We start from the raw sequence: 25592 nt of genomic DNA on the forward strand, positions 1-25592 counted from the left end.
GGGGCAATAAGGGGAGCAGTAACTCCCATGCTTCATCAGGAAGGTCGTAACGAGCCATAACATGTTTTTTCCGAAAGTCAGAGCCACATAGATTATTCTATCTCAGCCTATTGCGGGACACAGCCTAGTTATATCTCTAAATATACTTCTGATAGACTCGAATGATTGATCTCCACCTTTTAAATATTCATCAACTAAATTATCAAAACCGTTATCATCTATAATTAGGATGTAATTTTTCTCCAAGACAGACAAATCCTTCAGCCTTTTATTTACTTTACCATCTGCTCCTCTACAGAAAATAATGCCAAGCTGAACTTTATTTATATCTAAATCCTTAATCATAGTATCAATAACATTATCATTAGAAATATCATTATAAAAATAAAATATCACCCTTTCACTTTCAATTCCAAAAACAGACAGCTCGAAGAAAAAACCTTGTCTAGACTCATTTAAATAAGATAGCCTAAAAATTTCGTTGTTACTACCGAGCACAATCGGATATATTAATGAAGGGTAAAAAATAAAAGGAAGTATTTTTTTTAATGAACTAAAATATTTATTGCCATCAACACCTTTAACATAACTTAAAAGTTCTTTTGTCAGTTCAGATAATTTAAATGGCTCAATTTTATTTATCTCTTGAAAATCTCTATGTTTTAACGGTGGAGGTGGATTTAAAGTCATTTCCTCTCTATATTCGTTCAATGATGATGTAAATTTTGCTATCTGAGACTCTATAAATGGCTTTGAAGCTCCATATTCATCCAATAACCTTTTTCGGGTCACACGTCTTTTACCTGATTTTAAGGTTTCCACAAGAGCTGAATTTAGACTCAAATGTTCATTTCTGAGAGATGGCATTATATATCGGTTATAGAAAGTCTTATGTGAATAAGCAATTCCATACCGAGCTAATATTTTAGGAATGAGAATTACTGAACCATCTACGCCACGAGGCAATAGGAATTTCTTACTAATCCATTTATTTTTCTCATCATCCCAAACTTTAATTTTCTCACTTTCCTCTAATTTAACCCCATAGAATTTTGATATATGCTGAGTATACTCGATAAAAAATAATTTCAATATATTACATACAGAATCAGAAATCCTGTCACTAGCGACACCATCTATTGTCAATGCTGTATCTTCTAGATCTTTTAATAGACCACTTTTAGCCGCATTGCTAGATTTCAAAGAAATTAATATTTCATCTGCTGATTTATCTCCTAAAGCTTTTCCACCAGATTTTCCTTTTGAATAACCCAAATGAAAAGAGTTAGATTCTCTTAATGAAGACAGAAGATAAAAGGCTGTTTCATCGTCCCCCTCTTTTATTTTTTCTAATATTTTTGAAAAATAGTCCTGAAGGCATTCAATTAAATCTTGTCCCCATTCTGATTTCAACCCCCTAATTGCTGTAGGATCTATAAACAAGCAAAGATCTGTGTCCAGGGGTATATCAACAAAATCTAAAGAAAGTTGATTATTATCTAAATTAAAATAATCAGAAAAAATCATAATAGCCACCTTATTATTAAACGCCAACTGAAGACTTACTTATAATAATCTCTGGTAAAAAAACAATGAAAGCTATCTTATAGTTATTTTAAATAAATATTTGTGAAATATATTTACTCAAATCTTTACTATCAATACAATACAATACAAAAAAGACAATGAATTATCATACACACATGATACATGGTTATTGCTTTTAATCACAAATTTGAAAATACGATATTAACCTTCATAAAAAACAATTATTTAATATTTAAAATTGATAAATACATTTTTGGCAGTGAAGTATACTTTCCATAATTTTAGCACAAGCACAGTTTTCACCTCCTATAAAGCTACATTGCTCATTGTGTTAAATGCATTATTTTGGTGGTGGGCTACAATACCCTCCGTGATTTATTCAAATTAATTACTGCATCTCCCACTGATTAGAAATCAAATCCTGCATATGAATAGTAAAAAAATAATACCTTCTAATTAATCTTAAAAAAATAGAAATCATCAGCCACAGTGTTATTTATTAAGGAAATGTTTTAGCACAAATATTTTTTATTAATGATTTATATCGAGTAGTTTCCCATATCTCTTGATTGAAATAACTTTATTGCCTTAATAAGACAGTTCATTTTGACAGAATTTTCCCGCATATAATTAAAACGATGAGCACCGTTTCACGCTCATTTTCATGCATTAAAAGTCTTGATGCCTCTATATTTTTGTCATATTTTTAACCACGTAACCTCGCTGTCAACGACAGCAGCCAATGTTTCCAGTATCAGGATGATACGAGTGATCTGCGAGAAACGCCTTCGGGTGGTCACAAACCCAAAGTTATAAGGAATGGAGTGTGGTCTGAGACTGACGCTTTCGAGCGACCACAAAGAAGCTACCAAGACCTGAAATGTAGCGCTTTAAGAGCGGTAACCCCCTGAGCCTTTGAAAGCGGGGATCGCAGTCGATGCGATGAAGGTATGTTTATTCCAGCGAAATGGCTAACAACAAGCATTTCTTAGCCGCCAGTATTGCCAGCCGAGGATACCGTGATTGGCCTTCAACCAAGTGACGACTAGCCATTAATCAGGCAACGGCTTTCTAAGCCGTAGGTCTGCTAAAGCGCCACTGTCATCACATCCTTAATCCGGGTTGCCCCGCTGCGACCTAGGTTACCTATATCCAAAATCTCTAACGTCTAATAAACGCTGCTGGTGCCTGCCCTGTGGCGTCACTTTTACTTGTGAAAGTGACGCCGCAGCGCGGACACACTTCAGCCTTAGAGATACGCAACTTCACACAAAAGTCATTCATCTGACACACATGCTCTACGTCGGGCTGACCACTTTTTACAGGAGAGTTGAACTGATACCGAGGCAGGCCAACGGCCTGAGGGGATACCTGCATCGCAGGAGGCTGCACAGAGTGCATTACCGATACCCCGCCATACCTCAACTGCTGCACACTCGGGCGCACAGGTATCGTTCCTGGCAGATCATATTGATGCTTCTGCCATTTAGCCCATGCGCCAAAGAAATGCAGCTTGTTGATATTGTGAGAAGTTTGCTATGAGCAAATTAAGTCGTGAAATGAAAATGCTGGCGAAGCAAGTCGGCGGCAGCTTTAAAACCGTGCATGATCACCCGCATCATGGATAGATTTTGTCGTCACCTGCTTGCGCTCAATATCCAGGCTCGTGATGTTCAACATGTGACTGCTCCCCGCCGTTGAGAGGGAATCAAAAAATGCTCTCTGGGTTTGTTAAATCGCATTTTGCTGCGCATTATGATGACGACGAACTGGCTGAATTTACGGAGAAAAGCAAGGGGCATGGACGGACAGAATTCCGTCATGTTATGCAAATTCGTGCGGCATTGCCAGCAGCACTTCAGGAAAAATGGCACTCAATACAGTCTGTTATCGAAGTGGTCAGTGAACACCGTGTGAAAGGCCAACCAGCCCACCGAGATTCACGCTGGTATGTGAGTTCGTTGCCTTTAGATGTGGAGCGAGCTGCCACAGCATTGGTCAGTGGAAAATGAGCTACACTGGGTTTTGGACGTCACTTTTCGGGAAGATGCTATCTCGCTTAAAGATCCTGATGGTGCAGCACAAGTGGCTCTTTTTAATCGAATAGCATTAAAAAAGCCGTTCATTGTCCCCACTAAGCTCTTTAAGTTGCTGTAAGATATCTATTTTCTTTTTTATCAGTAGGTCGGCGGTATTTCATACGCCTGTATTTTGAACCTCTCGGAGTAATTTCCAGATACAACCCGCCACCATCAGCGAGTTTATAGGCTTTATCTTTTGGCTTTGCTGCCTCTATTTGCCTGGCATTGAGTTTCATGTTGGGGGCACATTATTAATCGAATCGGAAGATGCCCCCAATTATGTCCCCACAGATATGTGGATTGCAACGGACGATAATAGACCTTGATAGACTATTTTATTTGATTTATAAAGAATTTTCTTGGATAAGTGGACTTTGGTGAACTGCTATGAACATAGTTATGGTGCCGAAGGCCGGACTCGAACCGGCACACCCGAAGGCGGTTGATTTTGAATCAACTGCGTCTACCGATTTCGCCACTTCGGCACTGAAGTAGTATGCGGAAAACGAGGGCTATTATACCTGTCAGCGATCTGTTAGCAACTGTTATCCTTCTAGCTTTGGTTTAAGTGCTGAAAAAAAGATCAAACCCATCTTTCAACACAAATGCATGTTCAATTATTGAACATAAAGGCTCTAAATAAACACACACAGCAATATCTTTTCCACCTGAAATAGTTCCTTCTCTACAATACCAGAGAAAAAACGACTCCTTTTGAGACGTTTTTTGCGACCATAGTTAGCTGAACCATCTGACGCTGATAGACAACCTATAATCACCTTATATAATCTCAACACGATAATTCGCTATGAGGTAAATGGTTATGACGATTATTAGCTGGATTGGTGCCGGGATCTTTTTGGGCATTGTCATTGGCGCGTTGATGATGCTGTTTAAAAAGAATAAATAACATCTTTTGCTATCTTTATCCTGTTTGTGAATTCACTGGAAGTATGCCTGATTGGTCAATTCAAAATGAATAAACAGTTTTTTAAGATCTTCTCTGTTTCTGCGATAGCGTTGGCTCTTACAGCCTGCTCTTCTTCAAACAAAATATATTCGGCAAAGTTTCTGCAGCCCAAGAAACAACCATTGAAATGGGAAGTGTTCGAAGGAAATGCGAGAACTAAAAAGCTAGCTTCACAGTTGGTTGATCAATATGCACAGGATATTTTCAACAGCAGCAATGCGCAAGGCATGGCGATGGTGGTGATTGATAATAATCAGACGGTTTACCGCAGTTTCGGTGAAACCCGTCCGGGAAGCGGCATTCGCCCAAAGCCCGATTCAATCATCCGTATTGCCTCGCTAACTAAGTTGATGACCAGTGAAATTATGATCAAGCTCGAAGAGGATGAGGTTCTGCGTTCCACCGATCCGTTGCAGGATTATAGTTATTATGGCGTGAAAGTGCCCCAATACAGCCCTCTTCAGCCTATCCGGTTGTTCCACCTGGCAAGCCATACCAGTGGCTTACCTCGTGAGCAGCCGGGAGGTAGATGGGGGCGCCCTGTTTTTGTCTGGCCTACACAAGCCAACCGCTGGGCTTGGTTAAAAACAGCTCAATTAGATGTGGTGCCAGGTGCAACAGCATCTTATTCCAATCTGGCTTACGATTTATTGGCAGATGCGCTCTCTAAGGCTACGGGTAAGCCATATACCCGTTTATTACACGATAAGATCACCGGCCCTTATTACATGAAAGACACTACACTGACGCCAAACCGTTCTCAGTGTGCTCGTTTGATGGAAAGTTATAAGCCGAGTCCGTGTCTTAATACTGTTGCGGCAGCAGGCAGTGGTGGAATCTATTCAACGCCAAAAGATATGCAGCACTGGATGCAGCAATTTTTATCATCAGACAGTCAGTTACGTAAACAGACCGCAAGCCGTGAACAAGGTATTTATTTTAAACGTTCCGCTCTGGCTTCAATTAAAGGGATGGATGTTGCCGGTCAGGCAGATGGCGTTGGCCTTGGTTGGGTTTACATGAACGCCCGTCGCGATATACCGGGTATTTATCAGAAAACCGGCGGCGGAGGAGGGTTCAATACGTATATAGCAATGATCCCCGAACAAAATATTGGGGTGTTTGTTGTGATCACTCGTAAACAACACAGCCAGTTCAGTAGCGTAACAATGGGGGTTAATCAACTGGTAACTGCATTGTCGAGGAATCACCATCAAGTTTGATCCTTTTACGCCCTAAAAATCGAGATGCTCAGGATAGGGTTTCTTAGCCAAAAACCCTATCCCTATATACCCGTCATCTTTCAAGTTGCCTCTTTGTTGGCTACACTCGCTCACCCCGGTCACATCGTTATCTATGCTCCCGGGGATTCACTCCCTTGCCGTCGCGATCCATCTTGAAATCCATAGGGTATAGTTCCTCGATTTCTAAAAACTACTGTCTCTTAAGGAGTAAATAAATACTCACAGTAAGGAACAATAGGCTTGGTAACAGTGCCGCCAAAACCGCTGGCACGCTGTACACCAAGCTCAGTGGACCAAAGATCTCATTAAGTACATAAAATAGGAAGCCAAAGCTAATCCCTGTTACCATCCTTACTCCCATCGGCACACTGCGCAGTGGTCCGAAGATAAAAGAGAGTGCCATTAACATCATCACTGCAACTGAAAGCGGCGCAAATATTTTTTTCCACATATTCAGTTGATAACGACCTGATTCCTGTTCACTCTGCTTAAGGTACTTGATGTACTGATATAAGCCACTGATGGAAAGCGCTTCAGGCTCAAGTGCTACCACATTCAACTGTTCTGGCGTCAGGAGAATTTTCCAGTCAGCAGAAATACGTTGTGATCCGGTGATTTTTTTGCTGTCTGTCAGATCAGATTCTTCCACCTGAGAAAGCTTCCACAGGTCGTTATCCTTATCATAAACCGCACTGGCTGCATACTTTACAGAGAGTAGTTTTTTATCATCACTAAAATGATAGATATTGACGCCTTTAATCTCGGTATCACTCACAATCCGCTGGATGTAGATAAAATCGGCCCCATCTATCGTCCACATACCTTTATTTGTTGAAACCAGAGAACCACCAAGCATCTTCTGAGCCCGGTAATTACGCGCCATCTGTTCACCTTGTGGCGCAACCCACTCTCCGATAACCATAGTCAGGATCACCAACGGAATAGCCGTTTTCATCACTGAGCCAGCAATCTGCATACGGGTAAATCCAGAAGCTTGCATAACCACCAACTCACTACGAGTTGCCAGCGTACCAAGCCCCAGTAAGGCGCCAAGCAAAGCTGCCATCGGGAAGAATATCTGAATATCTTTCGGCACACTTAACAAAACATAAAGACCAGCAGAAATAGTAGTATATTCCCCCTGCCCCACTTTTCTTAACTGCTCAACAAACTTAATAATACCGGAGAGTGATACCAGCATAAACAGCGTCATCAGAATAGTCTGTAGAATAGTCCGACCGATATAACGATCCAATACACCAAACATCAGGCTACTCCTCTGCCGTTGAAACGAGCCCGGACCCTACGCACCGGCAATGTATCCCAAATATTGAGAACCAGCGCCAACATCAGATAAGTCCCATTAGTCAGCCACATCCAAATCATCGGGTCCAATTTGCCTTTACTACCGTTAGAACGCAGAGAGCTTTGCAATAAGAAGAAAATCAGATAAAGCAACATTGCGGGCAACATGCTTAACACTCGCCCTTGACGTGGGTTCACCACACTTAACGGTACAACCATCATAGCCATAATCAGTACCGAGAGTACCAAAGTCAAACGCCAATGGAACTCAGCGCGGGAGTCCTTATCATTATCCTGCCATAACTGGATAATAGACTTCTGTTCAACTTTATTATTATCTACGATTGAAGTCTGATGCCCGATAATCGCTTGATAATCACGGAACTCAGTGATCCTAAAATCACGCAGCATTGCAGTGCCTTCGTAACGCGTACCATGATTAAGGACGACCACCTGTTTGCCATCAGGTCGCTCCACCATATGCCCGCCATTAGAGATCACCACGGAAGGACGCTGGTTATCAACGGGGCGAAGTTGGGCAAGGAATACGTTTTCAAATTCATTGCCGTGCACGTTGCCAATATAGAGCACCAGATTACCATCCTCGGAAGGTTTGAACCTCCCTTCCATGATCGCTGCCAAGCTTGGGTTAGCTTTAGCATCAGCCACCACCTGTTCTTGATATTTCGAGGACCACGGCATGACCCAAATGACATTCACTGCCGCTAGAGCGGAAGTTAACAACGCCAGAATAAGCGCCGAAACCACCAGCACACGCTTGCCCAAACCACACGCATGCATAACAGTAATTTCACTTTCAGTATAGAGTTTACTGAAAGTCATCAATACCCCAAGAAACAGACTCAGGGGCAAAATCAACTGCGCCATTTCAGGCACACCTAATCCTAACAAGGATAAAACTAAATTTGCCGGGACGTTTCCTTCCACTGCGGCACCCAAAATTTCAACTAATCTCTGACAGAAAAAGATCAGTAAAAGGATAAAGAGTATCGCAACTTGGCTTTTCAGGGTTTCCCGTACCAGATATCTAATGATGATCACGCTTATTACGCCTGTGAAAACTTGTCTTTTTGCAGGAAAATCGCTAACTTCATTGTATATATACCATTTATTATGTGCATCAGTTTGGCTTCCTCACTGCTAAAATGATATCGAAGCATTCCATATTCAGGTTCCCAGTCAGAACATACTTATATAGTTAGCTAAACAATAACAAATAGTGCGTTTAGCTTAACATAAATAGTTAATTTTCTATGGGGTAGATTAATGCGAAACGCTATATTTTAGCGATAGCATCCGTCTTTGTCTTTAAGATTCAGGAGAACGCATGGAGTTTAGTGTAAAAAGCGGTAGCCCGGAAAAACAACGTAGTGCATGTATCATTGTCGGCGTTTTCGAACCTCGCCGCCTTTCCTCTATCGCTGAACAACTTGATAAAATAAGTGACGGTTACATCAGTGCATTACTGCGCCGCGGTGAACTAGAAGGCAAAGTTGGTCAATCACTGTTGCTGCATCATGTTCCCAATGTGTTATCTGAACGTATTCTGCTTATCGGCTGTGGTAAAGAGCGTGAATTGGATGAACGCCAGTATAAACAGATTATTCAGAAAACTATCAATACCCTCAATGAAACGGGGTCAATGGAAGCTGTTTGCTTCTTAACAGAATTGCATGTTAAAGGCCGCAATAATTATTGGAAAGTGCGCCAAGCGGTAGAAACAGCAAAAGAATCTCTCTATGTTTTCAACCAGCTAAAAAGTAATAAAAATGAGTTGCGCCGCCCACTGCGTAAAATGGTTTTCAATGTTCCGACCCGCCGGGAGCTAACCAGTGGTGAACGTGCCATCCAACACGGCCTTGCTATTGCTGCCGGTATCAAAGCGGCCAAAGATCTTGGTAATATGCCACCCAATATCTGTAATGCGGCTTATCTGGCTTCTCAGGCACGCCAGCTCGCAGATTCGGCCAATAGCCATATTACAACAAAAGTGATTGGTGAAGAGCAGATGAAAGAGCTAGGCATGAATGCCTACCTGGCTGTTGGTCAGGGTTCTCAGAATGAATCTCTGATGTCAGTCATGGAATATAAAGGCAGTCCTGATAAAAATGCCAAACCCATCATCTTGGTTGGCAAGGGGCTGACTTTTGACTCCGGCGGTATTTCAATCAAATCTGCGGGTGGCATGGATGAGATGAAATACGATATGTGTGGGGCTGCAACAGTTTATGGCGTGATGCGTGTGGTTTCTGAGCTACAATTACCGCTCAATGTCATCGGTGTCATAGCAGGCTGTGAGAATATGCCAGGAGGGCGCGCTTACCGGCCTGGAGATATTTTAACTACCCTATCTGGCCAGACTGTCGAAGTGCTCAATACCGATGCCGAAGGCCGTCTGGTTCTGTGCGATGCGTTAACTTACGTTGAACGTTTTGATCCAGAATTGGTCATTGATATCGCTACACTGACCGGTGCTTGCATAACAGCTCTTGGTAATCATTACAGTGGATTGCTATCCAACCATAATCCCCTGGCCCATGAGTTACTCAATGCTTCAGAACAATCCGGTGATCGCGCATGGCGCCTACCAATGACTGACGAGTTTCTCGAACAAATCGATTCTAACTTTGCCGATCTGGCGAATACCGGTGGCAGTGCGGGTGGTGCGATTACCGCCGCCTGTTTCCTGTCCCGCTTCGCAACAAAATATCACTGGGCACATCTGGATATCGCGGGTACGGCCTGGCGTTCAGGTAAAGCAAAAGGTGCAACAGGTCGCCCGGTTGCACTACTGTCGCAATTCCTGTTAAATCGGGCAGGAAGTACCGGTATCAATAACGACGATTGATTTGATTCCCCGCTTAGTTTATCAAAAGGGCATTTGACAATGCCCTTTCTCCGTAACAGAGACATTATGAAAAGTGCCACGTTTTATTTACTGGAACAGCCATCACCTCAAGCAGATTTGCAAGCTCACGAATGGCTGGCATGCCAATTTGCGGCTGACCAATGGCGAGCAGGAAAACGGGTGCTAATTGCCTGTGAAAATCAGCAACAGGCAGAAAAGTTAGATGAAGCCTTATGGCAACGGGAGCCTCATCAGTTCGTTCCACATAATCTTGCGGGTGAAGGGCCAAGATATGGCGCACCAGTTGAGTTATGTTGGCCGCAAAAACGGGGAAACGCTCCCCGTGATATCCTAATAAATCTGTTGCCACAATTTGCAGACTTTGCCACCGCTTTCCATGAAGTGATAGACTTCGTTCCTATAGATGAAAATTTGAAACAGTTGGCGCGTGAACGATATAAATCATATCGCAGCGTCGGCTTTAATTTGACCATGGCAACGCCGCCAACATACTAAGTATCAAGATAAAATGGAAAAAACACCCGCAATTCAAACGCAAGCCGAGCCATCTCTCGATAAAACGTACAATCCTAAAGAAATTGAGCAGCCTCTTTATAACCATTGGGAGAAAAGTGGTTACTTCAAGCCTAATGGCGATACCCGCCGTGAGAGTTTCTGTATTGTTATCCCGCCACCAAACGTGACCGGCAGCCTGCATATGGGCCATGCGTTTCAGCAAACCATTATGGATACCATGATCCGTTATCAACGAATGCAGGGTAAAAATACTTTATGGCAGTCCGGTACTGACCACGCAGGTATTGCTACTCAAATGGTGGTTGAGCGCAAGATCGCAACAGAAGAAGGCAAAACCCGTCACGATTATGGCCGTGATGCATTTATCGATAAGATTTGGCAGTGGAAAGCAGAATCCGGCGGCACGATTACCAATCAGATGCGTCGTCTGGGCAACTCCGTTGACTGGGAGCGCGAGCGTTTCACTATGGATGAAGGTCTATCCAACGCCGTAAAAGAAGCCTTTGTCCGTTTGTATCAAGAAAATCTCATTTATCGCGGTAAACGTTTGGTTAACTGGGACCCGAAATTGCACACTGCAATTTCCGATCTGGAAGTTGAGAACCGTGAAGTTAAGGGTTCTATGTGGCATCTACGTTATCCATTGGCCGATGGTGTCACAACCGCAGAAGGGAAAGATTACCTGATCGTTGCAACTACCCGGCCTGAAACTATGTTAGGCGATACCGGCGTGGCAGTTAACCCAGAAGATCCGCGCTATAAGGATTTAATCGGCAAAGAAATTATTCTGCCATTGATTAACCGCCGCATTCCTATTATCGGTGATGAACATGCGGATATGGAAAAAGGTACCGGTTGCGTAAAAATTACACCTGCCCATGACTTCAATGACTATGAAGTCGGTAAGCGCCATGCCCTGCCGATGATCAATATCATGACTCTTGATGGCAACATCCGCCATAAAGCAGAAGTTTTTGATACTCATGGCGAGATTTCTGACACTTACAGCTCTGATATTCCGGCTGAATATCAAGGCATGGAGCGTTTTGCTGCCCGTAAAGCTATCGTGGCAGAGTTCGAAAGACTGGGCCTGCTGGTTGAAATTAAAGCTCATGATCTAACCGTTCCTTATGGCGATCGCGGCGGTGTGGTTATTGAACCCATGCTGACTGATCAATGGTATGTCCGTACTGCGCCTTTGGCGAAAGTGGCTATCGAAGCCGTTGAAAATGGTGATATCCAGTTTGTACCTAAACAGTATGAAAATATGTATTACTCCTGGATGCGCGATATTCAAGATTGGTGTATCTCTCGCCAATTATGGTGGGGCCACCGCATCCCGGCATGGTATGACGCCAACGGTAATGTCTATGTTGGCCGCAGTGAAGAAGAAGTGCGTCGTGAAAATAATCTGGGCACAGATATCTCTTTAAACCAAGATGAAGATGTACTGGATACCTGGTTCTCTTCCGGTTTATGGACTTTCTCTACCCTTGGTTGGCCAGAACAAACTGACGCGCTGAAAACTTTCCACCCAACCGATGTGTTGGTGAGTGGCTTTGATATCATCTTTTTCTGGATTGCCCGTATGATCATGATGACCATGCATTTCATCAAAGATGAAAATGGCAAACCTCAGGTTCCCTTTAAGACTGTTTACATGACCGGTCTTATCCGGGATGACGAAGGTCAGAAGATGTCCAAATCCAAAGGAAATGTTATTGACCCACTGGACATGGTTGACGGTATTTCTCTGGAAGAACTGCTGGAAAAACGCACCGGCAATATGATGCAGCCCCAGTTGGCTGAAAAAATCCGCAAACGTACCGAAAAACAGTTCCCGGCTGGTATTGAAGCGCATGGTACCGATGCCCTGCGCTTTACGTTAGCAGCGCTGGCCTCAACAGGTCGTGATATCAACTGGGATATGAAACGCCTGCAAGGTTACCGTAATTTCTGCAACAAATTATGGAACGCCAGCCGCTTTGTTCTGATGAATACAGAAGGCCAGGATTGCGGCCAACATGGCGGCGAAATGGCGCTATCGTTGGCTGATCGTTGGATTCTGGCTGAATTTAACCAGACAGTAAAAGTCTACCGTGAAGCACTGGATACCTATCGTTTCGATATGGCGGCCAATATTCTTTATGAATTCACTTGGAACCAGTTCTGTGACTGGTATCTGGAGCTTTCTAAACCGGCAATTAACAAAGGTTCAGAGGCAGAAGTTCGTGGCGCCCGTCATACTCTGATCGAGGTTCTGGAAGGATTATTGCGCCTGGCTCACCCGATTATTCCATTTATCACCGAAACCATCTGGCAGCGAGTGAAAATGGTGAAGGGAATTGAGGCAGATACCATTATGCTGCAACCGTTCCCAGAATTTGATCTAACGAAAACTGATGAGTTGGCGTTGAACGATCTGGAATGGATTAAGGAAGCGATTATTGCAGTACGTAATATCCGTGCTGAAATGAATATCGCACCGGGTAAGCCACTGGAAGTTCTGCTGCGTAATGCCGATGCTGATGCACAACGTCGTGTAGCGGAAAACCTGAATTTCATTCAAGCAATGGGCCGATTATCTTCTGTCACGCTTCTGTCTGCGGGTGAAGAAGCACCGATTTCTGTCACTAAATTGATTAATGGTGCAGAAGTATTAATCCCAATGGCTGGCTTAGTCGATAAAGAAGCTGAACTAAACCGCTTAAATAAAGAGATTGAGAAGCTGGATAAAGAGATTGGCGCCATTGAAAGTAAGCTGTCAAATGAAGGCTTCGTTAGCCGTGCGCCCGAAGCCGTTGTAGCCAAAGAGCGTGAACGTCTGGCAAGCTACAATACATCCAAAGAGAAGCTGCTGGCTCAGAAAGAAACAATTGCCGCGTTGTAATATTTTCAAAAAGTAAATTCTCACCAAAGCCACTGACAATGAATTGCAGTGGCTTTTTAATTTAAATAGTAAACGATAAAATTAATAATGAAATATAAATTCAACTCATTCTATATAAACATCATCAAAAATATTGAAAATAACAACACCTATCTCCTTAACATAAGTTAATATTTATTTTATTCATTTTTAAATTTACATATCTTAAATGACAATATGATATAATTTTATTTTATATATAAATCATTATATTTAGCATATTATACAGAGAGCAAAATCATATAAATACATTATTACAAGCAAAAAGGAAACCAATAATGCAATTCTAGCCAAATTAAATACTCAATTATTTATTGTTATGAACAATTTATTTCAGCGGGAATTATTAAGGTAGTAATAAATTAATTAATTCACTAATTTATAACAACCCGGAGAAACAAAATGAAAACAATTCTTACCCTATTATTGGCAAGCACTATCCAATTCAGTCTCGTATATTCAGCTAATGCAGAAACAACCCTTGATAAGATTAAATCCACCGGCACACTCAGAATAGCAACGGAAGGCGCTTATCCACCATTCACTTATCGCGATGCCTCGGGTACTTTAACTGGCTTCGATGTCGACATTGGCCGTGAAATTGCACACCGATTGAATGTCAAACCAACATTTATTGAAGGAAAATGGGACGGACTTATTGCCGGGCTGGATGCCGGACGTTCTGATGCAGTAATTAATCAAATTGCAATTACACCTGAGCGCAAGAAAAAATATGACTTCTCCATCCCCTATATCACATCGCAAGCGGTACTTATCATTAATAAAGATAATAATAACATAAAAAAATTCAGCGATTTAAAAGGCAAAACCTCAGCACATACTCTAACCAACAACTTCGCCCAAATAGCCAGAGATAATGGCGCAGAAATTATCGGCACTAATGGATTTAGTCAAGAAATCGAACTGGTTAGTACCGGCAGAGCCGATGCCACTATTAATGATAGCCTATCTTATCTGGACTATAAGAAGCATAAGCCAAACGCACCAGTAAAAATTGTTGCAACAACCCCCAATGCAGGTCAAACAGCGGTTTTGCTCCGCAAGGGCGAGTCAGAACTAAAAGTTGCTATTGATAAAGCAATAACTGACATCAAAACCGATGGCACTTACCAGCGTATCTGGGCTCAATATTTTGGCGATAATCTTCCCAAATAAGTGAAAGATTATCTTATTCAGATAGACAGTTCCCTAAAAGTTGAATACAAACTCTAACCAGGGAACTTTATCATCAACCGTGTTGAATTGAGTAATCAGAAAATATTTTAGCCAAATATTATATATATTAATTTATATAATTTTTTTTATATATCCAAAATAACCATATGATATAACTTTATTTTATATATATAAATTGACAGCTTGCAATATGATATTTAAAAAAATCACATATAAATATATTGTTATATTACACACAATAGGGAAAATATATGGAGCCCTCCTGGTTTAATCTAGTACTCGATTCTTTTTGGCCTATGCTTTATGCGGGCTTTACTTTCACTATTCCACTAACTCTTATTACCTTTACTCTCGGTATCATACTGGGTTTTATTGTTGCGCTCATCCGGCTTTATGGGCCGAAACCACTTATTGCTGTCGCCAAATTCTATGTATGGCTGATCCGCGGCACACCGTTGCTGGTACAACTGTTTCTTATTTTTTATGCCTTACCTAGCATTGGCATTACGTTAGGCGCATTTACCTCGGCAGTGATTGGTTTCACGTTAAATATTGGTGCCTATACCTCTGAGATAATTCGCGCCACTTTATTGTCTGTACCAAAAGGGCAGTGGGAAGCAGCTTATTCTATCGGCATGAGCTGGACACAATCATTGCGTCGGATCATTCTACCTCAAGCCGCAAGAATCGCTATCCCACCACTCTCAAACACATTTATTTCACTGGTGAAAGATACTTCACTGGCCTCAGTCATTACCGTACCGGAGCTTTTCCTTGCCGCACAACGTATTGCAGCGGTGACTTATCAACCTCTCATTCTTTATACTGAGGCGGCAATACTTTATCTGATAATCAGTTCAGTATTGTCATCACTACAAGCCCGTCTGGAAAAGAAGTTTTCGCAAAAGAGTGACACACAGGAATTAAAAGATGATTCAACTCTCCGGCATTGAAAAAAGTTTTGACGGGCAAAAAGTCCTGAAAAAAATCGATCTTACCATTGAGGAAGGCAGCCTGACCGCACTGATTGGCCCGTCCGGAAGTGGCAAAAGCACGCTATTACGCTGCATCAACTTATTAGAAACTCCCCAGGCCGGAAAGCTCCAGATCGGCAATGAAAGCATGACCTTCACCGGCAAAGGGCGGATTACTCACAAGGATATACAACGGATCCGCCAACAAACCGGCATGGTGTTTCAAAACTTTCAGCTTTTCCCTCACCTCACCGTCATTGAAAACATCATGGAAGGGTTAATCTGGGTTCAGAAATGGTCACGTGAACAGGCTAAACAGCGAGCGCTTGAACTACTGGAAAAGGTTGACATGTCACACAAGGCCGACGTCTTTCCAACCACACTATCCGGTGGTCAGCAACAGCGCGTGGCGATTGCCAGAGCACTGGCACCTTCACCCAAAGTGTTATTATGCGACGAGCCAACTTCCGCACTTGATCCTGAATTATCACAGGAAGTTGTTGCCGTATTAAAGCAATTAGCCAAAGAGGGAACTACAATGTTAATGGCTACCCATGATCTGCGTTTGGCAGCAAATCTTGCCCACGACGTCATATTTTTAGAATCCGGGGAAATCGTCGAATCGGGAACGTCGAAAACGATTTTCACTCGCGCCCTTAAACAACGTACTGTGGAATTTGTTTCAACCTTAACCAATACTTTACCGGATTGGGAGATATAACCCACCGTTAAAATAACCTTGCCGTAATTGATCTGAGAATCAGTTCATTACCATCAAATAGATTGCTTAACAGTTTGGAGAAAGAAAATGAAAATGTTGCTTACCGCATTATTAGCGGGTGTCATTCAACTCGGTATTGCATATTCTGCTAATGCAGAATCTGGCCTTGATAACATTAAATCAGCAGGCGTATTCAAAATCGCTACCGAAGGAACCTATCCACCATTTACTTATCACGATGCTTCCGGAGCCTTAACTGGATTTGATATTGATATTGGCCGCGAAATCGCACGACGTCTGAATGTCAAAGCCCAATTTACCGAAGGCAAGTGGGATGGGCTTATTGCCGGGCTTGGTGCCAAACGCTATGACGCGGTACTCAATCAGGTCGCTATCACACCAGAACGCAAAAAGAAATATGACTTTTCCAACCCGTATATCATATCTAAAGCCGTACTTATCACCCGGCAAAATAATGACAGTATAAAAACGTTCAGCGATCTGAAAGGTAAAACCTCAAGCCATAGCTTAACCAGTAATTACGCCCAGTTAGCAAAACATTTCGGTGCGGAAATCGTCCCTACCGAAGGATTTAATCAGGCAATCGATTTAGTTGCTACAGGCAGAGCCGATGCCACTATCAACGATAATCTGTCCTATCTCGATTTTAGGAAACACAAACCCAATGCACCGGTAAAAGTTGTCGCGTCCGAACCCAATGGCGATCCAGTCGGTGTGCTAATTCGTAAAGGCGAGCCAGAATTACAAGCCGCTATCGATAAGGCACTAGCCGATATCAAAGCCGATGGCACCTATTTACATATTTCCACTCAGTATTTCGGTACCGATGTTTCCAAATAAGAAAATAACCGCCTCTTCTTACAAGAGGTGGTTATCTATTTATCAATTAATTATCTCTCTTTTTACATTCAAAAAATTTCAATCATTATGAAATTAATATCTTCTCGTTAACGATTATTTTAAATATATATTCAATGCAGTTATTAATTAACTTTCCTTAATCACAATCAAATAATTAAAATATTTATTTCGGTGTAAAAACATCATTTAATAAAAATAATTTATTTCCCCGTTAGTATTCTATCCCTATCTATTGGAATACTAATTCTCATACTGTCAACCTCAAAAATTATCACGCTATTCTGTTAAAGATTTTATTCATTCCGTAGTAAAGTCTCAAGTCGCCACTATTAAACCGGCTAACAGATTAAAACAACATAAGGAACTGCAATATGAGTCGTTACAATTCTGCAATTAACCAAAATACTCCATCTGTCAGCGTACGAGATAATCGAGGATTGAATATACGTACGCTGGAATATCTGCGTACTCAAATTGATGAAACCAATAGCAACGAATTGATCACGCGTTATCAATTTAATACTCAAGGATTTCAAGTAAAAAGCACGGATCCACGCAGGTATAAGAACCAGAGTGGTTCGAACTTTACTCGTATCTTTAATCTTGCTGGTAATACGTTGCGTGAAGAAAATATCGATGCTGGCCGAACGATTACCTTGAACGATATCGAAGGTCGCCCAGTACTGACTATCAATGCAATCGGCGCTCGCCAGACCCATCATTATGAAGATAATACCTTGCCGGGCCGCTTGCTGGCTGTCACCGAGTTAATACAAAAGAACGAGAAAACCACGGAGCGCCTTATTTGGGCAAACAATACAGATACAGAGAAAAACCAGAATCTCGCCGGGCAATGTATACGCCATTATGACACGGCGGGGCTGGTACAATTGGAAAGTTTGTCCTTAACCGGCGCGGTCTTATCACAATCCCGTCAATTAATAGCCGACGATCAGGAAGCTGATTGGCGCGGTGATGACGAAAATAGTTGGCGTACAAAGCTGAATGACAACATATTCACGACTCAAAATAAAACCGATGCCATTGGTACTCTGCTAACCCAAATCGATGCCAAGGGAAATATACAGCGGCTGGCCTATGATGTAGCAGGTCAATTGAAAGGTAGCTGGTTAACATTAAAAGGCCAATCCGAAAAAGTTATTGTGCAGTCTATTACCTGGTCAGCAGCCGGACAAAAATTACGAGAAGAACACGCTAATGGCGTTATTACGGAATATACCTATGAACCAGGGACCCAACGATTAATTAACATTACAACCCGCCGGATTAAAGATGGTACAAAACCACTACAGGATTTACGTTATGAATATGATCCCGTTGGCAATGTGATCAATATTCGTAATGATGCAGAAGCAACCCGATTCTGGCGTAATCAGAAAATAGTACCGGAAAATGCATATTCCTATGATTCTCTGTACCAACTCACCAAAGCAACCGGCCGCGAAATGGCTAACATTGGTCAGCAAGGAAGCCAGCTTCCTCCTTTAATTACCCCTCTTCCTACCGATGACAACATCTATACTAACTATACTCGCACTTATACTTACGACGATAGCGGCAACCTGACACAAATCCGGCATAGTGCTCCAGCAAGTAACAATAACTACACCACAAATATCACTATCTCAAACCGTAATAACCGTGGTGTCCTCAGCACGCTCACCAACGATCCCAATCTCGTTGATACATTCTTTGATGCTGGTGGTCATCAAACCAGTCTGTTATCAGGGCAATCCTTAGACTGGACTCCACGAGGAGAGCTACAACAAGTGAACCAAAGTGGTAACACCGCACACGAGTGGTACCGCTATGACAGTGACGGAATGCGGCTACTGAAAATAAATGCACAACAAACATCCAATACCACGCAACAACAACAAGTGACTTACCTGCCAGGATTGGAATTACACACCACACAAAGCGATGCCAATATCACCGAAGACTTGCACGTTATTACTGTCGGGCAAGCAGGAAGAGCACAAGTACGCGTACTACACTGGGAAAAAGGCCAACCTACCGGTATAAATAACGATCAAATCAGATATAACTACGATAATCTTACGCACAGCAGCGAATTAGAACTGGATATGCATGGAGAAATTATCAGTTGGGAAGAGTATTACCCCTATGGCGGCACCGCAGTATGGGCGGCGAGAAACCAGGTTGAAGCCGGTTACAAAACCATTCGTTATTCAGGCAAAGAGCGTGATGCAACGGGACTGTACTATTACGGCTACCGTTATTATCAACCGTGGGCCGGTAGATGGTTAAACACTGACCCGGCTGGAACAGTAGATGGCCTGAATTTGTACCGTATGGTAAGAAATAATCCAATGACTGGCATAGATGAAGATGGACGTATATTTAAAACCGTAGCAACAGGTGCATTAGGCGTTGGCGGTATAGCATACGAACTTTATAAACATAAAAATCAACAAGCTGAAAGACCTCAGATGCCATCTCCTGCTTCTGAATCCTATGGTGATCAACAAGTCAGCAAAATCACCCAAAAAGCGAGTGCTTTAAAAGCAAACTATGACCCGATTAAGCAGATGGCCCATAACATAACGGGACGCAAAGAAGCCGCGGAACATCTCGCACAGGGACAAGTCCCTGGCGCTCAAGCAATAAAAGAAGGGGCAAGTTTAGTCGCCGCTGCCGGAGAATTTGCCGCGACTGGCAATGTAGGTGAACTAAATAAAACTGAGCTAACAAAAGCCGCCGGCACCGACGCAATTAATAATTTTAGCCTCACCTTGGACGGTATAAAAAAGGTATTTAAGGCAGGCGCTGCTACCGCTACCGTCACCCCAGAAAAATTGGAAGAGCTGCAAAAAGCAACTGATGATTTAAAAGAGGTCGCAACAGATACGCTAATTACCGGGGCATCGCTAGGTGCAACGGTCGGTGCCACACTGGATACCGCCGCCGCAGTTGTGCCACATCCGGTAGCAAAAGTGGCATTAAAAGGCCTGTCTCTGGCATGGAAAGTTACCGGAATTGTTCACACCGCAGAAGAATTAAGCGAACTTGCAGAAAAACATAAAGATCTGGTTTCTAATGAGCTAGGACAAGAATTAAAAAGGGAAGTCACCGAGGCAAACCAAATTAGGAGAGGAACTATTCTTTCAAAAGTCAGGGAACATGGTTTGATAAGATAGTCTATTTTAAATGCAATAGTCCTTATCTGCTTTGGCGAATAAGGACTATTTTATTTTGAATCACATGTATCAATCACGACCAGAACTAACACAGGATTCTTAATATACTGATTATACTAATGAAGTCTACTGTCACCCTGCTCCGGCAAATCATCTTCATCTTGCTCATCAGGATCTTCGAAGTAAGTGCCCCAACCGTCATAATTAATGCCAATTTTTTCAGCCAGATTCACTAACTGTTCAACCTGGGCATCAATCAGTTCTGCATTCAATCCACACTCACTGATAACATCACAACACATCAGAATAGTACCATCTTCGACTTCCAATTCTTCCGCATCAGTCACTTCATAACCCAGTTTAAAGGCTTCAACCGCAGCCTTTTCCAACAGACTAAAATCCTCAGCAGAAAAGTGATGCTCAATGGCATAAAGTGCATCTGGATCACTACCATCTTCCAGTAATTCTTCAATAATAAGCCGCGTTTCTTCGCGTTGTTCTTCTAAGTCTCTTTGATTTGCCATACCTAATATCCTCAAGCAGTTGGCCGTCCCAATACTCATTCTCCCACACCGCAGGCGGGCTAACCACTGTTTACATCAAAGAAATCTAATACGGAGTTGAAATTGCATTTTTATAGATATAGATTGAATTTAAATGCAAACAATAAATACGGAGACACCAAACAATGAATCCGTTCCATCAGCGTCATTTTCTAAGGCTACTTGATTTTTCCTCAGCAGAAATTCATGCCTTGCTAAAGCTAGCTGCTGAATTAAAATCGACTAAAAAATCTGGTACAGAAAAAGCCCTGTTAACAGGCAAAAATATTGTGCTGATTTTTGAAAAAGATTCCACCCGTACCCGCTGTTCATTTGAAGTGGCAGCTTACGATCAAGGAGCAAATATCACCTACCTCGGTTCCAGTGGCAACCAGATTGGCCATAAAGAATCGATCAAAGATACCGCCCGTATACTTGGCCGTATGTATGATGGTATTCAATATCGCGGCTATGCCCAGACAATCGTTGAATCACTGGCAAAATATGCAGGTGTTCCGGTATGGAATGGGCTAACAGATGAATTTCACCCTACTCAACTACTAGCAGATCTGCTAACTATTCAGGAACATCAACCAGAAAAACCGTTGTCAGAAATCAAATTCGCCTACTTAGGGGATGCTCGTAACAATATGGGTAACACCATGCTAGAAGCCGCGGCACTAATGGGCATGGATGTTCGGTTGATTGCCCCTGAAAAGTACTGGCCCAATGCCGCACTGGTGACTGAATGTCAGAAACTGGCTGAAAAAACAGGAGGTAAAATTACTCTGACGGAAAATATCGCCGAGGGGGTTAAAAATGCCGATTTTCTTTATACCGATGTCTGGGTTTCTATGGGCGAACCAAAAGAAGTTTGGCAACAACGCATTAACCTACTGAAACCTTATCAAGTGAATATGGATATGGTGAACATGACAGGCAATCCACAGGTAAAATTCCTGCACTGTCTGCCAGCATTTCATAATGAAGAAACGACATTAGGCAAACAACTCGCTGCTGAGTTTAATATGTATGGAGGGCTGGAAGTGACTAATGAAGTTTTTGAATCAGAGCACAGCATTGTGTTTGATCAAGCAGAAAATCGCCTACATACCATTAAAGCGGTAATGGTAGCAACTCTAGCAAATGATCTTAAAATCTAATTAGTTGGGATATCCGCAGGATTATGTCTTTAAAGATATGATCCTGCCAATATTATTTTTCTTTGGTCAAATGCTTGCTGTAATATTTTTCACGAGTATAATGCGCCCCAATTTGCCGGGAGAAATCATGAAAGACAGCGCTGATTTTTGTCATAAAGCACAACTGCCTGAAAAAAGGCAACTAGCCGTCATTGTTTTCCCGTTGCTAAACCAATCATTTAACCGCCCCTCATTGAGGGGCTTTTTTTTGCCCGGTAATCAATTCATGATCACCACCCCGGATGTCAGCATTAGAGGAGAGTGAAAAATGGCTAATCCGTTATATCGCAAACATATCATCTCAATAAATGATCTGAGCCGCGAAGATCTGGAATTGGTGTTGCAGACTGCTGCTGCACTGAAAGCCAGACCACAACCTAAATTGCTGAAACCCAAGGTTATCGCCAGTTGTTTCTTCGAAGCCTCCACCCGTACTCGCCTCTCTTTTGAAACAGCAATCCACCGCCTTGGCGCTTCAGTTGTCGGTTTCTCAGATAGCAGTAACACCTCTCTGGGTAAGAAAGGTGAAACGCTAGCCGATACTATTTCCGTTATCAGCCAATATGTTGACGCTATCGTGATACGCCATCCACAGGAAGGTGCCCCACGTCTGGCTTCTGAATTTTCCGGTGACACTCCGATTATCAATGCCGGTGACGGTGCCAACCAACATCCGACTCAAACCTTGCTGGATCTATTCACTATTCAGGAAACTCAGCAACGGCTGGATAGTCTGAATATCGCTATGGTTGGTGATCTGAAATATGGCCGCACGGTCCATTCGCTATCACAAGCGCTGGCGAAATTTAATGGCAATCACTTTTATTTTATCGCCCCGGAAGCGTTGGCAATGCCAAACCATATTCTTCATATGCTGAATGAAAGAGGTGCGACCTACAGCCAACACGCTAATATTGAAGAAGTATTACCGGAGCTAGATATTCTTTATATGACTCGTGTACAGAAAGAGCGTCTTGATCCATCCGAATATGCCAACGTAAAAGCACAATTTGTTCTACGCGCTTCCGATCTGATCGGAGCGAAAGATAACCTTAAAGTTCTGCATCCATTGCCACGTATTGATGAAATTACTGTCGATGTAGATAAAACGCCCTATGCTTATTATTTCCAACAGGCAGAGAATGGTATTTATGCTCGTCAGGCTCTATTATCTTTAGTTTTAAATGAATGATTAAAGCAGAGAAAGTACTTCTTTATCCATGAATATAATGGGTTATTATTTTCTTCTGGAATAGCGATTAATCAGTCTGTTTACCACCTTCGATATCGAAGACAAATTCGATGTGGTGCCAAAATACGTCTTGCCCATCCAGTGAGCAAGACAGTATCTCCGGGCAGTAAAGTGCACACAAAAACCGTCACTTTTGTCTACACGCTGCCCGGCTCCCTCCTTTGACAACAAAGGAGGGAAAACAAAATTATAATTTTTTAATATTAACCTAAGAATATTATGATTAATTTCACAAAATCTCTGTAACAACAAAATAAACAATCGTCCCAATATAGTTGCCAATCACATATCCTACCGTTCCAATAACCATAATAGGCCCAACTAATCCTATCCAACCTCTACTAATCGCTAACGCTGCGGCAGTTGTTGGGCCACCAATATTTGCATTACATGCAAGTATAATTTCCTCAAGGTTAAATTTAAATAACTTACCAAAACCAAATGTCTAAAGGTTCATCGAAATTATTTATTAAAGTTCTATTAATAATTCTCCAACCAAGATATTTTTCAATAGAAATTGTAAAAAATATATTTACTCTCTCACTATTTAAATAAATACTTTAAAGTTTTATTCTTCATTTTATCTAATCGAACAAATCACATTATTAATAGTAATTTAATGGAAAAAATATTAATTTAAAACTAAATTTCTGACATAAATAATCTGTTAACCTTTATATTATCAAAAAAACATTAATTAAATTAAACTTTTTAAAATCAATCTATTGTTAACCATTAACTTTAAGATATTAAATTACCTGTTAATTTAAAAATAATAGTTTTTAATAAGAAAATAATTCAAACAAAACAGCCAAAATAAATAAACTCAATATAGTATTATTATAACAATGACGGCTAAAGCTAAGTATATGGAATAACAACAGTAAGATAATATTGATTTGCCTACGTCTCATCTGGATAAACAGGATGACACCGCCTAGAATGGAAGAGGTGTCGATTCTTAACAATATTCTGGAGGATGAATACAGAAAGTTGTCACTAAAATGTATTCATACAAAACACTATGACCCACGATCATAAACTACAAGTCGAAGCTATTAGATGCGGTACGGTGATTGACCATATCCCGGCTCAGGTCGGCTTCAAACTACTCTCTCTGTTTAAGCTAACTGAAACCGATCAACGCATTACCATCGGCCTGAATTTACCTTCCAATCGACTAGGTAAAAAAGATCTCATCAAAATCGAAAATACATTCCTGACAGAACAGCAAGCTAACCAACTTGCTATGTATGCGCCGAATGCCACAGTGAACTGTATTGAAGACTATGAAGTTGTGAAGAAACTCCCCATTAACTTGCCTGAGCGTATCGATAGCGTATTAGTCTGCCCTAACAGCAACTGCATCAGCCACAATGAACCCGTAGAAAGCAGTTTTCGAGTCAAAGTGACAACGGAAGATGTGGTGCTAACCTGCAAATACTGCGAGAAAGAATTTGACCGCAACGTGGTGATACTCAACGAGTAAATGATCTAATGTCAGTTGCTGAGGCAGAAGCGAACACTATAATAGTACCCTTGATGAAATATTCATTCAGTTATCACATTAATAGGAGAACCTATGTCATACGAGATTAATACCAATAAAGCCCCTGCTGCAATTGGTCCATATGTTCAGGGTGTTGATCTAGGCAATATGATCATCACTTCCGGCCAGATCCCAATCAACCCAGAAACAGGTGATGTCGCAGAAGATATCGCCGCTCAAGCGCGTCAATCACTGGAAAATGTTAAAGCTATCGTTGAGAAAGCCGGTCTCACTGTAGGTGACATTGTTAAAACAACTGTCTTCGTTAAAGACCTGAATGACTTCGGTACCGTTAACGCAACTTATGAAGCATTCTTCAAAGAACACAATGCATCTTTTCCGGCGCGTTCTTGTGTTGAAGTAGCCCGTCTGCCAAAAGACGTTAAAATCGAAATCGAAGCTATCGCGATTCGTAAATAATCCCTGCCCTGTTTTCTACAACCCCTTGGTTAGTTACTGACCAAGGGGTTGTACTTCTCACTGGACCTTAAATATTAAGTCTCCATTCTTTGTTTTAGATCAAATGAGATCGTGATTATCCCACCCAAAATTACTATATATTGTGTTTAAATATAAAAATAAAACTATATATAGCAACATCTATCTTT

The 25592-nt window shown here is 41.8% G+C and carries 20 protein-coding genes, 1 tRNA gene and 4 pseudogenes; 16 read left to right on the forward strand and 9 right to left on the reverse strand.

Going from position 1 to position 25592, the window contains the following annotated elements:
- Positions 1-102 precede the first annotated feature (102 nt).
- Both CKY02_RS03380 and CKY02_RS24295 read right to left on the reverse strand, forming a co-directional pair.
- Entirely contained in the window at positions 103-1527 is a 1425-nt protein-coding gene (locus CKY02_RS03380; protein WP_112894230.1) for a hypothetical protein, read from the reverse strand.
- A gap of 1182 nt (positions 1528-2709) precedes the next feature.
- Positions 2710-2949: a hypothetical protein gene (locus tag CKY02_RS24295; RefSeq protein ID WP_167405262.1), complete on the reverse strand. Its 240-nt coding sequence runs from the start codon at positions 2947-2949 to the stop codon at positions 2710-2712.
- A 137-nt stretch (positions 2950-3086) separates the two neighbouring features.
- On the opposite strand from CKY02_RS24295, the pseudogene CKY02_RS03390 reads away from it, so the two are divergent.
- Together CKY02_RS03390 and CKY02_RS03395 are read left to right on the forward strand one after the other, a co-directional pair.
- Positions 3087-3237: pseudogene (locus tag CKY02_RS03390) on the forward strand (phage integrase N-terminal domain-containing protein); the annotation flags it as partial.
- An 8-nt stretch (positions 3238-3245) separates the two neighbouring features.
- Positions 3246-3660, forward strand: a pseudogene (locus CKY02_RS03395) (ISAs1 family transposase); the annotation flags it as partial.
- 49 nt (positions 3661-3709) lie between these two features.
- Here CKY02_RS03395 and CKY02_RS03400 read toward each other — a convergent pair.
- The 3 genes and pseudogenes from CKY02_RS03400 to CKY02_RS26180 all read right to left on the reverse strand — a co-directional run.
- A pseudogene (locus CKY02_RS03400) lies at positions 3710-3865 on the reverse strand (Arm DNA-binding domain-containing protein); the annotation flags it as partial.
- A gap of 164 nt (positions 3866-4029) precedes the next feature.
- Positions 4030-4114 (reverse strand) — tRNA-Leu (locus tag CKY02_RS03405).
- A 305-nt stretch (positions 4115-4419) separates the two neighbouring features.
- On the reverse strand, positions 4420-4542 hold the full coding sequence (locus CKY02_RS26180) for a hypothetical protein (RefSeq protein WP_274382201.1): 123 nt from the start codon (positions 4540-4542) through the stop codon (positions 4420-4422).
- 62 nt (positions 4543-4604) lie between these two features.
- Here CKY02_RS26180 and ampH point away from each other — a divergent pair, with 62 nt between their 5' ends.
- Positions 4605-5822, forward strand: a complete 1218-nt coding sequence (gene ampH / locus CKY02_RS03410; RefSeq protein WP_112894376.1) for a D-alanyl-D-alanine-carboxypeptidase/endopeptidase AmpH — start codon at positions 4605-4607, stop codon at positions 5820-5822.
- Between the two features lie 211 nt (positions 5823-6033).
- Here ampH and lptG read toward each other — a convergent pair whose 3' ends face one another.
- Positions 6034-7110, reverse strand: coding sequence for an LPS export ABC transporter permease LptG (gene lptG / locus CKY02_RS03415; protein ID WP_112894231.1), 1077 nt, complete (start codon positions 7108-7110; stop codon positions 6034-6036).
- Entirely contained in the window at positions 7110-8210 is a 1101-nt protein-coding gene (gene lptF / locus CKY02_RS03420) for an LPS export ABC transporter permease LptF (RefSeq protein ID WP_112894232.1), read from the reverse strand. The genes lptG and lptF overlap by 1 nt, the downstream gene beginning before the upstream one ends.
- Before the next feature lie 286 nt (positions 8211-8496).
- Between lptF and pepA the strand changes: the two genes are divergently transcribed.
- The 8 genes from pepA (at position 8497) to CKY02_RS03460 (ending at position 20439) form a co-directional block, all read left to right on the forward strand.
- On the forward strand, positions 8497-10017 hold the full coding sequence (gene pepA, locus CKY02_RS03425) for a leucyl aminopeptidase (RefSeq protein WP_112877226.1): 1521 nt from the start codon (positions 8497-8499) through the stop codon (positions 10015-10017).
- A gap of 66 nt (positions 10018-10083) precedes the next feature.
- Positions 10084-10533: a DNA polymerase III subunit chi gene (locus CKY02_RS03430; protein ID WP_011148563.1), complete on the forward strand. Its 450-nt coding sequence runs from the start codon at positions 10084-10086 to the stop codon at positions 10531-10533.
- Between the two features lie 13 nt (positions 10534-10546).
- Positions 10547-13444 (forward strand): valine--tRNA ligase, encoded by a 2898-nt coding sequence (locus tag CKY02_RS03435; protein WP_112894233.1) that lies wholly within the window; start codon positions 10547-10549, stop codon positions 13442-13444.
- Between the two features lie 441 nt (positions 13445-13885).
- Positions 13886-14659 (forward strand): amino acid ABC transporter substrate-binding protein, encoded by a 774-nt coding sequence (locus tag CKY02_RS03440; RefSeq protein WP_112894234.1) that lies wholly within the window; start codon positions 13886-13888, stop codon positions 14657-14659.
- Positions 14660-14931: 272 nt separating this feature from the next.
- Positions 14932-15633, forward strand: coding sequence for an amino acid ABC transporter permease (locus CKY02_RS03445; protein WP_112877223.1), 702 nt, complete (start codon positions 14932-14934; stop codon positions 15631-15633).
- Positions 15611-16375, forward strand: a complete 765-nt coding sequence (locus tag CKY02_RS03450; protein ID WP_112877222.1) for an amino acid ABC transporter ATP-binding protein — start codon at positions 15611-15613, stop codon at positions 16373-16375. The genes CKY02_RS03445 and CKY02_RS03450 overlap by 23 nt, the downstream gene beginning before the upstream one ends.
- Positions 16376-16462: 87 nt before the next feature.
- Positions 16463-17236, forward strand: a complete 774-nt coding sequence (locus tag CKY02_RS03455; protein WP_112894235.1) for an amino acid ABC transporter substrate-binding protein — start codon at positions 16463-16465, stop codon at positions 17234-17236.
- A 392-nt stretch (positions 17237-17628) separates the two neighbouring features.
- Complete coding sequence (locus CKY02_RS03460) at positions 17629-20439, forward strand: RHS repeat domain-containing protein (protein WP_112894236.1); 2811 nt, start codon at positions 17629-17631, stop codon at positions 20437-20439.
- A gap of 116 nt (positions 20440-20555) precedes the next feature.
- On the opposite strand, the gene rraB is transcribed toward CKY02_RS03460, so the two are convergent.
- A complete protein-coding gene (gene rraB / locus CKY02_RS03465) occupies positions 20556-20963 on the reverse strand; it encodes a ribonuclease E inhibitor RraB (protein ID WP_112894237.1) in 408 nt (135 codons plus the stop codon).
- Positions 20964-21127: 164 nt separating this feature from the next.
- Between rraB and argF the strand changes: the two genes are divergently transcribed.
- The 3 genes from argF to pyrB all read left to right on the forward strand — a co-directional run bounded on the left by argF (position 21128) and on the right by pyrB (position 23375).
- On the forward strand, positions 21128-22144 hold the full coding sequence (argF, locus tag CKY02_RS03470; protein WP_112894238.1) for an ornithine carbamoyltransferase: 1017 nt from the start codon (positions 21128-21130) through the stop codon (positions 22142-22144).
- A gap of 127 nt (positions 22145-22271) precedes the next feature.
- A complete protein-coding gene (locus CKY02_RS25490; RefSeq protein ID WP_238399075.1) occupies positions 22272-22448 on the forward strand; it encodes a hypothetical protein in 177 nt (58 codons plus the stop codon).
- A 3-nt stretch (positions 22449-22451) separates the two neighbouring features.
- The gene (pyrB, locus tag CKY02_RS03480) at positions 22452-23375 is read left to right on the forward strand and encodes an aspartate carbamoyltransferase (RefSeq protein ID WP_112894239.1); all 924 of its coding nucleotides are present in this window, start codon (positions 22452-22454) and stop codon (positions 23373-23375) included.
- A 289-nt stretch (positions 23376-23664) separates the two neighbouring features.
- Here the strand turns inward: pyrB and CKY02_RS03485 are convergent.
- Positions 23665-23868, reverse strand: a pseudogene (locus CKY02_RS03485) (DUF819 family protein); the annotation flags it as partial.
- A 591-nt stretch (positions 23869-24459) separates the two neighbouring features.
- Between CKY02_RS03485 and pyrI the strand changes: the two are divergent.
- Complete coding sequence (gene pyrI, locus CKY02_RS03490) at positions 24460-24924, forward strand: aspartate carbamoyltransferase regulatory subunit (RefSeq protein ID WP_112894240.1); 465 nt, start codon at positions 24460-24462, stop codon at positions 24922-24924.
- 93 nt (positions 24925-25017) lie between these two features.
- Positions 25018-25404 carry a 2-iminobutanoate/2-iminopropanoate deaminase gene (ridA, locus tag CKY02_RS03495; protein ID WP_112894241.1) on the forward strand — a complete coding sequence of 129 codons (387 nt, stop codon included), beginning with the start codon at positions 25018-25020 and terminating at the stop codon, positions 25402-25404.
- The last annotated feature ends 188 nt before the right edge of the window (positions 25405-25592 follow it).

The organism is Photorhabdus bodei, from assembly GCF_003287735.1.
Taxonomy (GTDB): domain Bacteria; phylum Pseudomonadota; class Gammaproteobacteria; order Enterobacterales; family Enterobacteriaceae; genus Photorhabdus; species Photorhabdus kayaii.

Bases quoted from the DNA above. Each gene is read 5' to 3' on its own strand.
- rraB (WP_112894237.1), bottom strand. From the start codon at position 20,963: ATGGCAAATCAAAGAGACTTAGAAGAACAACGCGAAGAAACGCGGCTT.
- CKY02_RS25490 (WP_238399075.1), top strand. From the start codon at position 22,272: ATGAAAGACAGCGCTGATTTTTGTCATAAAGCACAACTGCCTGAAAAA.
- CKY02_RS03460 (WP_112894236.1), top strand. From the start codon at position 17,629: ATGAGTCGTTACAATTCTGCAATTAACCAAAATACTCCATCTGTCAGC.
- ridA (WP_112894241.1), top strand. From the start codon at position 25,018: ATGTCATACGAGATTAATACCAATAAAGCCCCTGCTGCAATTGGTCCA.
- argF (WP_112894238.1), top strand. From the start codon at position 21,128: ATGAATCCGTTCCATCAGCGTCATTTTCTAAGGCTACTTGATTTTTCC.
- CKY02_RS03450 (WP_112877222.1), top strand. From the start codon at position 15,611: ATGATTCAACTCTCCGGCATTGAAAAAAGTTTTGACGGGCAAAAAGTC.
- pyrI (WP_112894240.1), top strand. From the start codon at position 24,460: ATGACCCACGATCATAAACTACAAGTCGAAGCTATTAGATGCGGTACG.
- CKY02_RS03445 (WP_112877223.1), top strand. From the start codon at position 14,932: ATGGAGCCCTCCTGGTTTAATCTAGTACTCGATTCTTTTTGGCCTATG.
- ampH (WP_112894376.1), top strand. From the start codon at position 4,605: ATGAATAAACAGTTTTTTAAGATCTTCTCTGTTTCTGCGATAGCGTTG.
- CKY02_RS03435 (WP_112894233.1), top strand. From the start codon at position 10,547: ATGGAAAAAACACCCGCAATTCAAACGCAAGCCGAGCCATCTCTCGAT.
- lptG (WP_112894231.1), bottom strand. From the start codon at position 7,110: ATGTTTGGTGTATTGGATCGTTATATCGGTCGGACTATTCTACAGACT.
- CKY02_RS26180 (WP_274382201.1), bottom strand. From the start codon at position 4,542: ATGTTATTTATTCTTTTTAAACAGCATCATCAACGCGCCAATGACAAT.
- pepA (WP_112877226.1), top strand. From the start codon at position 8,497: ATGGAGTTTAGTGTAAAAAGCGGTAGCCCGGAAAAACAACGTAGTGCA.
- CKY02_RS03430 (WP_011148563.1), top strand. From the start codon at position 10,084: ATGAAAAGTGCCACGTTTTATTTACTGGAACAGCCATCACCTCAAGCA.
- CKY02_RS03455 (WP_112894235.1), top strand. From the start codon at position 16,463: ATGAAAATGTTGCTTACCGCATTATTAGCGGGTGTCATTCAACTCGGT.
- CKY02_RS03440 (WP_112894234.1), top strand. From the start codon at position 13,886: ATGAAAACAATTCTTACCCTATTATTGGCAAGCACTATCCAATTCAGT.
- CKY02_RS03380 (WP_112894230.1), bottom strand. From the start codon at position 1,527: ATGATTTTTTCTGATTATTTTAATTTAGATAATAATCAACTTTCTTTA.
- pyrB (WP_112894239.1), top strand. From the start codon at position 22,452: ATGGCTAATCCGTTATATCGCAAACATATCATCTCAATAAATGATCTG.
- CKY02_RS24295 (WP_167405262.1), bottom strand. From the start codon at position 2,949: ATGCACTCTGTGCAGCCTCCTGCGATGCAGGTATCCCCTCAGGCCGTT.